General features: G+C 64.0%; 12 protein-coding genes. 5 read left to right on the plus strand and 7 right to left on the minus strand.

Going from position 1 to position 13,397, the window contains the following annotated elements; all coding sequences use genetic code 11:
* The first annotated feature begins 87 nt into the window (after positions 1 to 87).
* The 4 genes from J4D52_RS03650 to J4D52_RS03665 all read left to right on the plus strand — a co-directional run bounded on the left by J4D52_RS03650 (position 88) and on the right by J4D52_RS03665 (position 5,245).
* Positions 88 to 1,860 carry an N-acetylglutaminylglutamine amidotransferase gene (locus tag J4D52_RS03650; protein ID WP_102676594.1) on the plus strand — a complete coding sequence of 591 codons (1,773 nt, stop codon included), beginning with the start codon at positions 88 to 90 and terminating at the stop codon, positions 1,858 to 1,860.
* 3 nt (positions 1,861 to 1,863) lie between these two features.
* The gene (gene ngg / locus J4D52_RS03655) at positions 1,864 to 3,609 is read left to right on the plus strand and encodes an N-acetylglutaminylglutamine synthetase (protein ID WP_102676593.1); all 1,746 of its coding nucleotides are present in this window, start codon (positions 1,864 to 1,866) and stop codon (positions 3,607 to 3,609) included.
* A 122-nt stretch (positions 3,610 to 3,731) separates the two neighbouring features.
* The gene (locus J4D52_RS03660) at positions 3,732 to 4,916 is read left to right on the plus strand and encodes an osmoprotectant NAGGN system M42 family peptidase (RefSeq protein ID WP_063432607.1); all 1,185 of its coding nucleotides are present in this window, start codon (positions 3,732 to 3,734) and stop codon (positions 4,914 to 4,916) included.
* A 101-nt stretch (positions 4,917 to 5,017) separates the two neighbouring features.
* The gene (locus J4D52_RS03665) at positions 5,018 to 5,245 is read left to right on the plus strand and encodes a YheU family protein (protein WP_007932245.1); all 228 of its coding nucleotides are present in this window, start codon (positions 5,018 to 5,020) and stop codon (positions 5,243 to 5,245) included.
* Positions 5,246 to 5,296: 51 nt separating this feature from the next.
* Here the strand turns inward: J4D52_RS03665 and J4D52_RS03670 are convergent, their stop codons facing one another.
* Complete coding sequence (locus tag J4D52_RS03670) at positions 5,297 to 5,629, minus strand: YnfA family protein (protein ID WP_025805569.1); 333 nt, start codon at positions 5,627 to 5,629, stop codon at positions 5,297 to 5,299.
* A 64-nt stretch (positions 5,630 to 5,693) separates the two neighbouring features.
* Positions 5,694 to 6,509: an SDR family oxidoreductase gene (locus J4D52_RS03675; protein WP_009045033.1), complete on the minus strand. Its 816-nt coding sequence runs from the start codon at positions 6,507 to 6,509 to the stop codon at positions 5,694 to 5,696.
* 303 nt (positions 6,510 to 6,812) lie between these two features.
* Between J4D52_RS03675 and J4D52_RS03680 the strand changes: the two genes are divergently transcribed.
* Complete coding sequence (locus J4D52_RS03680; protein ID WP_003226960.1) at positions 6,813 to 6,965, plus strand: DUF3309 family protein; 153 nt, start codon at positions 6,813 to 6,815, stop codon at positions 6,963 to 6,965.
* Positions 6,966 to 7,046: 81 nt separating this feature from the next.
* Here J4D52_RS03680 and J4D52_RS03685 read toward each other — a convergent pair whose 3' ends face one another.
* The 5 genes from J4D52_RS03685 to J4D52_RS03705 form a co-directional block, all read right to left on the minus strand.
* Positions 7,047 to 9,140, minus strand: coding sequence for an LTA synthase family protein (locus J4D52_RS03685; RefSeq protein WP_097304616.1), 2,094 nt, complete (start codon positions 9,138 to 9,140; stop codon positions 7,047 to 7,049).
* Between the two features lie 323 nt (positions 9,141 to 9,463).
* Positions 9,464 to 9,655 carry a PLDc N-terminal domain-containing protein gene (locus J4D52_RS03690; protein ID WP_009050190.1) on the minus strand — a complete coding sequence of 64 codons (192 nt, stop codon included), beginning with the start codon at positions 9,653 to 9,655 and terminating at the stop codon, positions 9,464 to 9,466.
* A 98-nt stretch (positions 9,656 to 9,753) separates the two neighbouring features.
* The gene (locus tag J4D52_RS03695; RefSeq protein ID WP_025805572.1) at positions 9,754 to 10,284 is read right to left on the minus strand and encodes a hypothetical protein; all 531 of its coding nucleotides are present in this window, start codon (positions 10,282 to 10,284) and stop codon (positions 9,754 to 9,756) included.
* 110 nt (positions 10,285 to 10,394) lie between these two features.
* Positions 10,395 to 10,913 carry an ankyrin repeat domain-containing protein gene (locus tag J4D52_RS03700; protein ID WP_063432609.1) on the minus strand — a complete coding sequence of 173 codons (519 nt, stop codon included), beginning with the start codon at positions 10,911 to 10,913 and terminating at the stop codon, positions 10,395 to 10,397.
* A gap of 97 nt (positions 10,914 to 11,010) precedes the next feature.
* Positions 11,011 to 12,843 (minus strand): long-chain-acyl-CoA synthetase, encoded by a 1,833-nt coding sequence (locus tag J4D52_RS03705; protein ID WP_102676592.1) that lies wholly within the window; start codon positions 12,841 to 12,843, stop codon positions 11,011 to 11,013.
* Between the last annotated feature and the right edge of the window lie 554 nt (positions 12,844 to 13,397).

Below are 13,397 nucleotides of genomic sequence, written 5' to 3' on the forward strand. Positions count from 1 at the left end.
GGTTTCACCTGGGTCAGTTTCCGGGTACCTGCCATTTCTGGCCGGTCGCGATTCATCCCTCCCCAACGGAAAAACCGGTAAGGACTTATGTGCGGATTAGCTGGAGAACTACGTTTTGATCATCAACCCGCCGACCTGGCAGCGGTTGAACGAATCACCCACCACCTCGCCCCTCGTGGCCCCGACGCCTGGGGCTTCCATAGCCAGGGCCCGATAACCCTGGGCCATCGGCGCCTGAAAATCATGGACCTGTCGGACGGCTCGGCCCAGCCGATGATCGACAACCAACTGGGCCTGTCCCTGGCCTTCAACGGCGCGATCTACAACTTCCCCGAACTGCGCGCCGAGCTGGAAAGCCTGGGCTACGCCTTTTATTCCGGCGGCGACACCGAAGTGCTGCTCAAGGGGTATCACGCCTGGGGCGCCGACCTGCTGCCGCGGCTCAATGGCATGTTCGCCTTCGCCATCTGGGAACGGGACGCCAAGCGCCTGTTCATCGCCCGCGACCGCCTGGGCGTCAAGCCGCTGTACCTGTCGCGCACCGGCCAGCGCCTGCGTTTCGCCTCGACCTTGCCAGCACTGCTCAAGGGCGGCGACATCAACCCGCTGCTCGACCCGGTGGCGCTCAACCATTACCTGAACTTCCATGCCGTGGTGCCAGCGCCGCGCACCCTGTTGGCGGGCATCGAGAAACTGCCGCCGGCCACCTGGATGCGCATCGAGGCCGACGGCAGCACCGAACAGCAAACCTGGTGGACCCTGCCCTACGGCCCGCGCGCCGATGAAACCAGGCTGAGCCTGGAGGACTGGCGCGACCGGGTGCTCGACAGCACCCGCGAAGCGGTGGCGATCCGCCAACGGGCGGCGGTGGATGTCGGCGTGCTGCTGTCCGGCGGCGTCGACTCGAGCCTGCTGGTCGGCCTGCTGCGGGAAGTGGGTGTGGATAACCTTTCGACCTTCTCCATCGGCTTCCAGGATGCCGGCGGCGAACGCGGTGACGAGTTCCAGTATTCGGACCTGATCGCCCAGCACTACGGCACCGATCACCACCAACTGCGCATCGACGAGTGCGAGATCATCGAGCAGCTGCCGGCAGCGTTCCGCGCCATGAGCGAACCCATGGTCAGCCACGACTGCATCGCCTTCTACCTGCTGTCCCGGGAAGTCGCCAAGCACTGCAAGGTGGTGCAGAGCGGCCAGGGCGCCGACGAGCTGTTCGCCGGTTACCACTGGTACCCGCAGGTGGATGGCGCCAGCGATCCCTACGCGGCCTACCGCGTGGCCTTCTTCGACCGCAGCTACGACGACTACGCGGCCACCGTGCGGCCGCAGTGGCTGACCGCCAACGACGCCGCCGGCGATTTCGTCCGCGAGCATTTCGCCCAGCCCGGCGCCACCGAGCCTGTGGATAAAGCCCTGCGCCTGGACAGCACCGTGATGCTGGTCGACGACCCGGTCAAGCGTGTGGATAACATGACCATGGCCTGGGGCCTGGAGGCGCGCACGCCGTTTCTCGACTACCGGCTGGTGGAGCTGTCGGCGCGAGTGCCCGCCAAGTTCAAGCTGCCCGATGGCGGCAAGCAGGTGCTCAAGGAAGCCGCGCGCCTGGTGATCCCCAGCGCAGTGATCGACCGCCAGAAAGGCTACTTCCCGGTACCCGGCCTCAAGCACCTGCAGGGCGACACCCTGGACTGGGTGCGTGAACTGCTGCTCGACCCGAGCCAGGACCGCGGCCTGTTCAACCCGGCGATGCTCGACCGCCTGCTGACCGATCCACAAGGCCAGCTGACGCCGCTGCGCGGCTCCAAGCTCTGGCAACTGGCCGCGCTGAACCTGTGGCTCAGCGAACAAGGAGTCTGACCCATGAAACCCCACGCCACGGCTTACAGCCAACGCTTGCTGCGCGGTCAGGCGCCTTCCTACGAACGTCTGCAGGCGCGTTTTGCCGAAGACCGCAGCGCCCTCGGCACCGCCCCCATCGCCGTGCACTGCGGCTGGGGCCGGCTGCTGATCGGCCATACCTTTCCCGACCCGACGAGCCTGGCCGAGGAGCTGCTCAACGAACACCCCGGCGAACGCGACATCGCCCTGTATGTCGCCGCGCCGCAGCAGATTCTCGGCCTGGAACCGACCCAATTGTTCCTCGACCCGTCCGACACCCTGCGCCTGTGGTTCAGCGACTACCGCCAGGCCACCCGGGTGTTTCGCGGCTTCCGCATCCGCCGGGCGCAGAGCGCGGCGGACTGGCAGGCCATCAACCAGCTGTACCTGGCCCGCAACATGCTGCCGGTCGACCCGAGCCTGCTGACCCCGCGCCATGCCGGCGGGCCGGTGTACTGGCTGGCCGAAGACGAAGACAACGGCGCGGTGATCGGCAGCGTCATGGGCCTGGATCACCAGAAGGCCTTCCACGATCCGGAGCACGGCAGCAGCCTGTGGTGCCTGGCGGTGGACCCGCATTGCACCCGCCCGGGGGTTGGCGAAGTGCTGGTCCGGCACCTGATCGAACACTTCATGAGCCGCGGCCTGAGCTACCTCGATCTGTCGGTGCTGCACGACAATCGCCAGGCCAAGTGCCTCTACGCCAAGCTAGGCTTTCGCACCCTGTCCACCTTCGCCATCAAGCGCAAGAACGGCATCAACCAGCCGCTGTTCCTCGGCCCCGGGCCCGAGGCGGCGTTCAATCCTTATGCGCGGATCATCGTCGAGGAAGCCCATCGCCGCGGCATCGACGTGCAGGTCGACGACGCCGAAGCCGGGATGTTCACCCTCAGCCATGGCGGCCGCCGGGTGCGCTGCCGCGAATCCCTCAGCGACCTGACCAGCGCCATCAGCATGAGCCTGTGCCAGGACAAGAGCCTGACCCACAAGGTGCTGAAACAGGCCGGGCTGAACCTGCCGGCGCAACAACTCGCGGGCAACGCCGACGACAACCTGGCGTTTCTCGACGAGCATGAACGGGTGGTGGCCAAGCCACTCGACGGGGAACAAGGCCAAGGTGTGGCCGTGGATCTGCAAACCATCGAAGAGCTGCAACAAGCGATCGACAACGCCCGGCGGTTCGACAGCCGGGTGTTGCTCGAGAGCTTCCACGAGGGTCTGGACCTGCGCATTCTGGTGATCGGCTTCGAGGTGGTCGCCGCGGCCATTCGCCGGCCGGCCGAGGTGATCGGCGACGGCCAGCATTCCATCAGAGAGCTGATCGAGGCACAAAGCCGGCGCCGCCAGGCCGCCACCGGCGGCGAAAGCAAGATCCCCCTGGACCACGAAACCCAGCGCACCCTGCAGGCCGCCGGGCATGGCTACGACAGCATCCTGCCGGCCGGCGACCGGCTGTTCGTGCGGCGCACCGCCAACCTGCATACCGGCGGCACCCTGGAGGATGTCACTGCGATTCTGCATCCGCAGCTGGTGGACGCGGCGATCCGCGCGGCGCGGGCGCTGGATATCCCCATGGTCGGCCTCGACCTGATGGTGCCAGCGGCCGACCAGCCGCAGTACGTGTTCATCGAGGCCAACGAGCGCGCCGGCCTGGCCAACCATGAACCGCAGCCGACAGCGGAGCGGTTCGTCGACCTGTTGTTTCCCCATAGTCAGCCGGCGGCCTGAAGAGCCTTATCGCGGGCAAGCCTCGCTCCTACATGAATATCTGTGCCTGTAGGAGCGAGCGGGCGGCGATCCGACTTGCACGCGATGACGCACTCACTGGCTCCACTTCACCAGGAGTTTCCATGACCCGATCGATTCCCGAACCGGACCTCAACTACCTGCAGAAAGTCCTGCTGGAAATGCTCGCCATTCCCAGCCCCACCGGCTTCACCGACACCATCGTGCGTTACGTGGCCGAGCGTCTGGAAGAACTGGGCATCCCCTTCGAACTGACCCGCCGCGGGACCATTCGCGCCACCCTCAAGGGCCAGAAGAACAGCCCGGACCGTGCCGTCTCGGCGCACCTGGACACCATTGGCGCCAGCGTGCGCGCGGTGAAAGACAACGGCCGCCTGACCCTGGCCCCGGTGGGCTGCTGGTCCAGCCGGTTCGCCGAGGGCAGCCGGGTCAGCCTGTTCACCGACAACGGCGTAGTGCGCGGCAGCGTGCTGCCACTGATGGCCTCCGGGCACGCCTTCAACACCGCGGTGGACGAAATGCCCATCAGCTGGGACCACATCGAATTGCGCCTGGACGCCTACTGCACCACCCGCGCCGACTGTGATTCGCTGGGCATCGGCGTCGGCGATTTCGTCGCGTTCGACCCCTTGCCGGAGTTCACCGAAAGCGGCCATATCAGCGCCCGCCACCTCGACGACAAGGCCGGGGTCGCCGCGCTGCTGGCCGCGCTCAAGGCCATAGTCGACAGTGGCGAGCCGCTGATGATCGACTGCCATCCGCTGTTCACCATCACCGAAGAAACCGGCAGCGGCGCGGCGGCGGCCCTGCCCTGGGACGTCAGCGAGTTCGTCGGCATCGACATCGCCCCGGTCGCCCCCGGCCAGCATTCCAGTGAGCACGCGGTGAGCGTGGCCATGCAGGACTCCGGCGGGCCTTACGACTATCACCTGTCGCGCCACCTGCTGCGCCTGGCCACGGAACACGAGCTGCCGGTGCGCCGCGACCTGTTCCGCTACTACTTCAGCGATGCCCATTCGGCGGTCACCGCCGGCCACGACATCCGCACCGCCCTGCTGGCCTTCGGTTGCGATGCCACCCACGGCTACGAACGCACCCATATCGACAGCCTGGCAGCCCTCAGTCGCCTGCTGGGCGCCTACATCCTCAGCCCGCCGGTATTCGCCAGCGACGCGCAGCCGACCCAGGGCTCCCTGGACCGCTTCAGCCATCAGCTGGAGCACGACACGCAAATGGAAAGCGACACCCGGGTGCCGTCGGTGGACAGCCTGGTGGGGCAAAAGTCCTGAGGTGATAAGCCCTGAAGTGAAAAGCCGGGCCTCGCGCGAGGTTTGCCTAGCCGCGCGGGGCCCGGCGCAGTAGGATCCGGGATTGTTTGCCGGAGGCCCTTATGCTGATTCCCCATGACCAACTGGAAGTCGACACCCTGACCCGCCTGATCGAAGACTTCGTCACCCGCGACGGCACCGACAATGGCGACGACACCCCGCTGGAAACCCGCGTCCTGCGCGTGCGCCAGGCGCTGACCAAGGGCCAGGCGGTGATAGTGTTCGACCCGGACAGCGAGCAGTGCCAGTTGATGCTCAAGCACGACGTGCCCAAGGAATTGTTCGACTGATCTTTGGCCAGGATGGGGCGCCATGGCGGCGCCCAAAACCCGGCCAGATCCTCAACCGTTGGTAAAACGCGGCCCGAACAGAATGATGCTCGCGCCGATCACGCACAGCGCTACCCCCAGCCAGTCCGAACTCAGCGGCCGCACCCGCTCCACCACACCCAGCCAGCCGATCGACGCGATGATGTAGATCCCGCCGTACGCCGCATAGGCGCGGCCGGCGTAGCTCGCTTCGATCTTGGTCAGCAACAGGGCGAAGAGCATCAGGCTCAGCAACGCCGGGACCATCCACCAGGCGCTTTTGCCCTGGCGCAGCCACATCCAGAAGGCGTAGCAGCCGGCGATCTCGAACAGCGCGGCGAGGAAGAACCACAGGTAATTGAGCATGCAAGGTCTCGTCAGGGATGCCAGATGCTGGCAACCCTAACGACGCGTCGGGGCAGGAGCAAGCTCAGCTGGCGTTTTGCTTGGCCTTGGCGCGCATCTTGTCGGCCATGAGGGTCATTTCGTCGTACAGCAGCTGCGGGTTCTTCTGCTTCAGGGCCCAGGCCATGCGCCCCTGTTCGTGGGGCAGGATCATGAATTCGCCGGCGGCGACCTGGGTGTAGATGTAGTCGGCGATGTCCGCCGCGCTGATCGGTGAGCTCTCCAGCAGCTTGCCGACCTGGGCCTTCATCGCCGGGGTCGGGCCGCGGAACGAATCCAGCAGGTTGGTCTGGAAGAACGACGGGCATACCACGTGCACGCCGATTTCCTGCTGGGCCAGTTCGATCAGCAGGCTTTCGGACAGGGCCACCACGCCGGCCTTGGCCACGTTGTAGTTGCTCATGGCCGGGCCCTGCATCAGCGCCGCCATCGAGGCGATGTTGATGATCCGCCCCTTGCTCTTTTCCAGCAGCGGCAGGAACGCCTTGCAGCCCTTGACCACGCCCATCAGGTTGATCGCGATCTGCCAGTCCCAGTCCTCCAGGGACAACTCGCTGAAGAAACCGCCGGACGCCACGCCGGCGTTATTGACGATCACATCGATGCCGCCGAGCTTGACCTCGCAGGCCTGGGCGAAGGCGGTCAATTGGCTGTAGTCGCGTACATCGCAACGTTGCACGAAGCCGTCGCCGCCGGCTTCGCGCACCAGCCTGAGGGTTTCCTGCAGGCCGGGTTCGCTGACATCCGACAACGCCAACTGCCAGCCTTCGCGCGCCCAGCGCAGAGCGATTTCGCGACCCAGGCCGGATCCGGCGCCAGTGATCATCATGCGATTTTGCATAGGAGTTGCCTTGTTGTTCCGGGGAAGATGAGGCGAGTGTAGCGAAGGATTTTGTGCCGCCCACGCACCATCAGATTGCTGAATGCCCCAGGCAAACCGGGGCCTCGGTGCGACTTCCGGGGCATTGCACGTTCAACTCGATGGCCACTGGCGACAGGTACGAAAAGAAATAGCCCGGCGTGCAAAAAGCATTAAAAAAACTTGGAATCATCCTGCAAAGCCCAGAGTCCGAATGATTAAGCGGTGTGGATCAGTTGCCTTCACATCCAACCGCGCCTTCGATCCTCCAAAAAGGAAAACGACATGGGCACAATCCTGATCATTATTCTGATTCTTCTGCTGATCGGTGGTCTTCCAGTGTTCCCGCACTCCAGAAGCTGGGGTTATGGCCCGTCCGGCATCATCGGTGTGGTGCTGGTGGTGTTGCTGGTTCTCCTGTTACTGGGCCGGATATAGGCATCGGTCGTTCATGCCCGGTAGTGTTCAACCGTCGAAAAAAAAGAGGCCCGAGGGCCTCTTTTTGATTAGCGCGGTCAATCAGTCCGGCGTGCCGTGCACCACGCCTGCGGTGTTATCCAGCAGGCTCTTGGTAGCGGTTTGCAGGAAGGCTTCCAGCTTGTGCTTCAACTCGGCGGTACGCGGTGCGTCCGGCACGACTTCGGCATGGGGATTGGCCCCCAGTTCGTACTGGTAGATCTTCGGCGCCATTTCCTTCTCGCGTGGCAGTACCAGGATCTGGTCGGCGGTGACGATGGCGGTGGTCTGCTCGCTGCCCGACGGCTTGATCACGCCAAAGCCGGTGTCGCCTTCCGGCAGGTTGAGCAGGTCGCGGCCCCAGCACTGGTGACGCACTTCGCCACCCAGGCGGCCCATGATGGTCGGCACGATATCGACCTGGGTACCCACGGTGTGGTTGCGCTGGCCGAATTTTTCCTGGATGCCCGGGGCGATCATCAGCATCGGCACATTGAAGCGGCCCAGGTCCATTTCGGTGATCTGGCGCTCGTTGCCGAAACCGTGGTCACCCACGATCACGAACAGCGTTTCCTTGAAGTACGGTTCCTTGCGCGCCTTCTCGAAGAACTGTCCCAGGGCCCAGTCGGCGTAGCGCATGGCGGTCAGGTGTTCGTTCAGGCTGCCACGGTCGGTCACCTTCTCCACCGGCAACGGCGTCGGCAAGGCGTACGGGGTGTGGTTGGACAGGGTCTGCAGCAGGGCATAGAACGGCTTGCCGTTTTCCCGTGCCTTCAACTCTTCCAGGCCACGGTTGAACATGTCCTGGTCGGACACGCCCCAGGTCGGATCGGAGAACACCGGATCGACGAAGTCGTTGCGACCGACGAAGTTGGTCATGCCCTGGTTGCTGAAGAAGCCCGACTGGTTGTCCCAGGCGAAATCGCCGTTGTAGACGTACACGTCGTCATACTTGCGGGCGCTCAGCACCTGCGGCAGGCCAGACAGCTTGTGGCTGCCTTCCGGGGTCTGCATCAGGTATTCGAAACCCGGCAGGTTGGGGAAGCAGGCCATGGTGGCGAACATGCCCTGGTGGGTATGGGTGCCGTTGGAGAAGAAGCGGTCGAACAGCAGGCCTTCCTTGGACAGCTGGTCCAGGTACGGGGTGATGTTGCCCGGAGCGCCCAGGGCACCCACCGAGTGACCGGCCATGCTTTCCATCAGGATCACGACCACGTTCTTGATCGGCAGGGTCTTGTCGGCCGGTGGCGTGTAGTCGCGGCGCACGGCGGCGATATCGGCGTCCACCAGCTTGTCGTCCGGCATCACCAGCAGGTCGCGCACCACTTGCTGCGCTTCAGGCTGCGGCAGGGTGGCTTTCCAGATATTGCTGCGGTCTTCGCCCATCCGGCTCTTGGCCGCTTCGACCAGCGACAGCGTGCCGTTGAGGCCCAGCTGGTTGGCGAAGTTCGATTCGGTGGTGTAGACGTCACCCCAGCGCAGTGGCGGGCCCTGGCGCAGGGTGCCACGGGCAGCGACCACGCAGACCAGCAGGCAGACCACGAATACGCCGATACGGGCGTACCACGGGGCGACCTGCCGGGTGCCGATGCTGCCGCCGCTGAACGGGCCGCGTGGCCGGGTCGCGCGGTCGGCGCCCTTGAACGCCAGGCTCAGCAGCCAGGTGCCGATCGCCCAGGCCAGCAGGTAGCGCACCACCGGGAAGCCGTACCAGAGCATGCTCATCACGGTTTTCGGATCTTCCTTCACATACTGGAAGACCAGGCCGTTGAGGCGCTGGTGGAACTCGCGGTAGAAGTCCATCTCCATCAGGCCGAGGAACAGCGCGATGCTCGAAACGATGGTCAGCCAGAAGCGGAAGAAACCGCGAGCCGCCATGGCCCGGGCACTGAACAGCGCCAGCAGCAGCGGGATGCTGAGGTAGACCACCAGGCGCACGTCGAAGCGCAGGCCGTTGGCGAAGGCTTCAAGGAAGGTCGAGGCCGGTGTGTCGAGGATCATCTCGCGGTTGTAGACCAGCAGCGCCACGCGCAGCAAAGACAGCATGACCATCATGGCCAGCGCGCAGAGCAGCGTATAAGCCAGATGCGATTTGACGGTCGGTTGCAGCAGGCGACTCGAGGCTCGCTGCTGACTCAGGGCGTCCGGGTTTGCCATATCGTTTTAGGACCCAATGGAAGTTGAAGTTGCGAAAAAAATGCAGCTGCGCTTTGCCCTCTTGTAGCCCTTCAGGGCTGGGGGGATGGCGCGGTGCGCAAATGTTGCACGATCAGCAGCGGCATTGCCATTGATTACTGGCAGGCGCCCTCACCCGGCCGGCAATGGCCCGGAGTCAGGGATCGCAAGCGGAGATCGCACGGGGTGCGGCGGAAAAACAGCGCTGGCGGATTGTCATGGAGACTTTGTGAAAATTTCGTGCAGCGCATATTTGGTCACATAAAAAAGGGCCTGGCGGCCCTTTTTCGAACCGGGGTCAGCCTTCAGAACCGCACGTTACCGCGCGGCCCGGCAATCGCCCAGATGATCAGGCCCAGCACCGGCAACAGGATGATCAGCAACACCCAGAGGATTTTCATCCCGGTTTCGGCACTGCTTTTAAGCACATTGATGATCGCCCAGATGTCCAGCGCAAGGATGATCAGGCCGACCAGCGTATTGAAGGTGGAACCCATGGTGTCGCTCCTAAGTGAGGGCTTGCCCACTTAGGATAGTCGGCCAGCGCCGGGGTTCCTTTTTATTGCCTGCGTGGTCGGGCTTGTGGCTCGGTCGCTCAGACGTGAACCGCGACCTTGAGCGCTTCCAGGGACGGTGCGGCGGCGATGCCGGCTTCGGCGCACAGTTCCAGCACACGCGGCACGTCGTTGCCGTAGACCAGCACCACTTGCAGCTCGTCGTCCAGCAACTGGCTGAAGTTCATCAGCACGTAGCCGCCGTTTTCCGGGTTCATGCTGCCCATCTGGATCTGGATGCGGTTGAGCGCGGTCAGGGCCTCGGTCTTGGCCAGTTGCTTGGGCTTGATGTTGAACGCCACGCCCGGGCCGAAAGACGCGACGATCTGCGCGAACAGGTCCATGTAGGTGTCGGCCTGGAACAGCACGGTTTCCGGCAGGCTGCCGACCACCACCCATTCGCCCAGCGGAATCGGGAAGCTGTCGTCGTAGTTGATGTCCGGATTGGCGGCCAGGAAGGCCTGGGGATCGGCGTAGGCCTGGGCGGCTTCGTCGGCGATCCGCAGGATTTCTTCTTCGCCCATGCAGCCGGAGCTGATTCTGGTAATGAGTTCGGCGAGGACGGTTTTCATGGGGCGAATCCTGTTACGGGTCAATGGCGGGCGCGCAGGATAGCCTAAACCCGCCCCGCGAACCTACCGCCGCGACCAAGGCATGGCCTTGGCCCGACGGCATGCACCGTTCAGCCCAGCAACTTCTGCAACTGCGCGGTGGTGTCGACGGCGCCCATGGTCTTCGCCGCGTCCAGCGCGCTCACGCCGTTGGCGTCGGTGGCCCGCGGGTTGGCGCCCTTGCCGATCAGGTAGTCGACGATTTCCGTGCGGTTGAACATCGCCGCCATCATCAGCGCGGTGCGCCCGTCGAAGGACGAACCTTCCACCTCGGCACCGCCTTCCACCAATGCCTTGACCACAGCCAGGTCGCCCTTGAAGGCCGCGCCGGCGATCGGGCTCTGGCCGTTGTCGTTACGGATCTCGGGGTCGGCCTTGTGCTTGAGCAGCACCTGCACCGCGTCCACATGCCCGTAGTAGCTGGCCAGCATCAGCAGGGTGTCGCCCTTGTGATTGCGCAGGTTGACCGGCAGACCGCTGCTCGCCAGCTTGTCGAGCATCTGGGCGTCGCCTTGACGTGCGACGTTGAAGACCTGCTCGGTAAACGCGGCGGCTTCTTCTGCGGTCATCTGGCGGCTGTTGTCTGACATCGGGAACTCCACTTTCGGTCAATCGAAAAGTCGCTAGTGTCCCCAAGCCGCTCCAGCCCTGTCATCCCTTTTTTCTCAAGAGCGGCCATAGCCAGAATCAATAACGGTGCCGGCCAGCACAAATATCCGCCAGGACCGCCTCCGTTACCTGGACGTAGGTCGCTGACCCCGGCAGCCAGGCGAACACCGGATCGCCGCCGGTTTTCGACGGGTCGAAGGCTTCTTCCTTGAGCCGGGTCTTCTGGTACTTGAAGGTGCCGGTGGTCTCCATCTTCACCTTGACTCGCAGGAACAGCGGCACCGCATAGCCCGGCAGATGCTCGCGGGCGAACTGCAACAGTTCGGTGAAATCCAGGGTCGCCAGGGACTCGGCCGGGGTGATCGCCGCCATCCCGGCGCGACCGTTGGTGTTGTGCACCTCCACGCCATAGGCCACCGCCTCGGCGACCTGCGGATGTTGCAGGAGGATGTTCTCCACCTCGGTGGTGGAGACGTTTTCGCCTTTCCAGCGATAGGTATCGCCCAGGCGATCGATGAACTGCGCATGGCCGAAACCGATATCGCGCAGCAGGTCGCCGGTATTGAAGTAACGGTCACCCTTCTCGAACACGTCGGTGAGGATCACCTTCAGGTTCTTTTCCGGCTCGGTATAGCCGTCCAGCGGCGCCTTGTCGTCGATCTTCGCCAGCAGCAGGCCCTGCCCGCCCCGGGCGACCTTCTGCATGAAGCCCGAGCCGTTGCGGATCGGCGCACAGGTGTCGTGGGCGTACTCCACCAGCGCCCAGGGCGCCAGGGAAAAGCCCACGGTATTGTCGAAGTTGAGCACGTTGGTAAAGCCAATATTGCCGTCGCTGGCGGCATACAGCTCACAGATATGCTCTACACCGAAACGCTGTTTGAACGCCCCCCACACGCCGGGGCGCAGGCCGTTGCCGACCATCTTCACCACGCTGTTGTCACGGTCGTGCTCGCTGGCGGGCTGGTCGATCAGGTAACGGCACAGCTCGCCCACATAGCCGATGGTGGTGGCCTTGAACCGGCGGGCGTCTTCCCAGAACCGGCTGGCGCTGAACTTGCGGCGAATGGCGAAGCCCGAGGCTCCGCTGATGGCCGAGCCCCAGCACACGCACAGCCCGGTGGCGTGATACAGCGGCAAGGTGCAGTAGAGGATGTCGGCCGGCTGCATATCGAGGGCGATCATGCCGAAGCTGGCCGAGGTGCGCATCCAGCGGCCGTGCTTGAAAATACCGGCCTTGGGCAGCCCGGTGGTGCCGGAGGTGTAGATATAGAAGCACGGATCGTCGAGGTAGATCCGGCCGGTGCTCGAGGGATTGGCCGAGTCGCCGTCGGCGCTGGCGGTCATCAGGTCGATGCAGCCGGCGGGCGTTGGCCCGGGCGCCACATCCGGATCGGCGACGAACCAGGTGCGCGCCTCGTCGATGGCGACCTGGTCGCGAATCGCCGAATAGGCATCCAGCAGTTCACCGCCGAGGATCATGGCCACCGGCTTCACCAGGTTCACACTGTGTACCAACACGCTGCCGGTCTGCGCCGTGTTGAGCATGGCGCAGATGCCGCCGAGCTTGGCCACCGCCAGCACACTCACCAGCAACTCGGGACGGTTCTCGACGAAGATCGCCACCACGTCGCCCTTGCCGATGCCCTGGCTTGCCAGGTAATGGGCGATCCGGTTGGCCCACTGATTGGCCTGTGCATAACTCAACACCCGGTCGCCGTACAGCAGCGCCGGGCCGTCGGGGTTGCGTTGCGTGGCCTGCTCGAAAGTCCAGCCCAGTCCGCAGGGCTGATCGGCACGCTTGACGTTGGCTATCTGCATGCCCTTGATGACCCGCGGCAACGCCCGGGCGATGGAGGGCAACTTTCGCAGCATCATGCCCCAGGTGATCATGTCGTGCTGATGAGTGCTCATGACGGCTCCTGTTCGACGCAAAAGGATCCTGCACGGGCTAGGCCGGCAGGCAGACAAGGGTCGATAGGGCTATTCGGCTGGGGGTCGAGGGCGGGCCGCCACGGCAAACTGGAGAAGAACAGGGGGCGCGCTATTGGCAGTAATACAGAGCATGGTGTTCATGGATGACGTCCTATTTTCTTATTATCAGGCGCCTGCGACCCAGAGGATCACGACGCATGACTGTCCATGTCGGTGAAGCGTCTGATTGACCTGTACAGCCCGGAACATCGAGGTTTGGGGCTTTGCAAAAGGATCGCTGCACAGCCTGTTGCTGGCGAAAAAATACGTCAGCGCTTCTTGGCCTGTACACGGAGTTTTTGCAAAGTTTTGTATCTCCCCCTGCGCCGCCGGCTTCCTCGCACTCGAGGGCCGGGCTTGCCGGCTGGATCTTTTGCGTGAACCGCCAGTCACAGGGTTACGCCCCTGCCCTTGCCCACGGCGCCGATCTCGCAAAATGCAGGATGCACGATGGCCATTCATGCAAATTGCACGGACGCGCTAATCAAAAATAA

The sequence above is a fragment of the Pseudomonas sp. GW460-12-10-14-TSB1 genome (assembly GCF_017349775.1).
Lineage (GTDB): Bacteria > Pseudomonadota > Gammaproteobacteria > Pseudomonadales > Pseudomonadaceae > Aquipseudomonas > Aquipseudomonas piscium.

Coding starts and splice junctions, on each gene's coding strand:
- J4D52_RS03650 (WP_102676594.1), top strand. CDS start 88: ATGTGCGGATTAGCTGGAGAACTACGTTTTGATCATCAACCCGCCGAC.
- ngg (WP_102676593.1), top strand. CDS start 1,864: ATGAAACCCCACGCCACGGCTTACAGCCAACGCTTGCTGCGCGGTCAG.
- J4D52_RS03660 (WP_063432607.1), top strand. CDS start 3,732: ATGACCCGATCGATTCCCGAACCGGACCTCAACTACCTGCAGAAAGTC.
- J4D52_RS03665 (WP_007932245.1), top strand. CDS start 5,018: ATGCTGATTCCCCATGACCAACTGGAAGTCGACACCCTGACCCGCCTG.
- J4D52_RS03670 (WP_025805569.1), bottom strand. CDS start 5,629: ATGCTCAATTACCTGTGGTTCTTCCTCGCCGCGCTGTTCGAGATCGCC.
- J4D52_RS03675 (WP_009045033.1), bottom strand. CDS start 6,509: ATGCAAAATCGCATGATGATCACTGGCGCCGGATCCGGCCTGGGTCGC.
- J4D52_RS03680 (WP_003226960.1), top strand. CDS start 6,813: ATGGGCACAATCCTGATCATTATTCTGATTCTTCTGCTGATCGGTGGT.
- J4D52_RS03685 (WP_097304616.1), bottom strand. CDS start 9,140: ATGGCAAACCCGGACGCCCTGAGTCAGCAGCGAGCCTCGAGTCGCCTG.
- J4D52_RS03690 (WP_009050190.1), bottom strand. CDS start 9,655: ATGGGTTCCACCTTCAATACGCTGGTCGGCCTGATCATCCTTGCGCTG.
- J4D52_RS03695 (WP_025805572.1), bottom strand. CDS start 10,284: ATGAAAACCGTCCTCGCCGAACTCATTACCAGAATCAGCTCCGGCTGC.
- J4D52_RS03700 (WP_063432609.1), bottom strand. CDS start 10,913: ATGTCAGACAACAGCCGCCAGATGACCGCAGAAGAAGCCGCCGCGTTT.
- J4D52_RS03705 (WP_102676592.1), bottom strand. CDS start 12,843: ATGAGCACTCATCAGCACGACATGATCACCTGGGGCATGATGCTGCGA.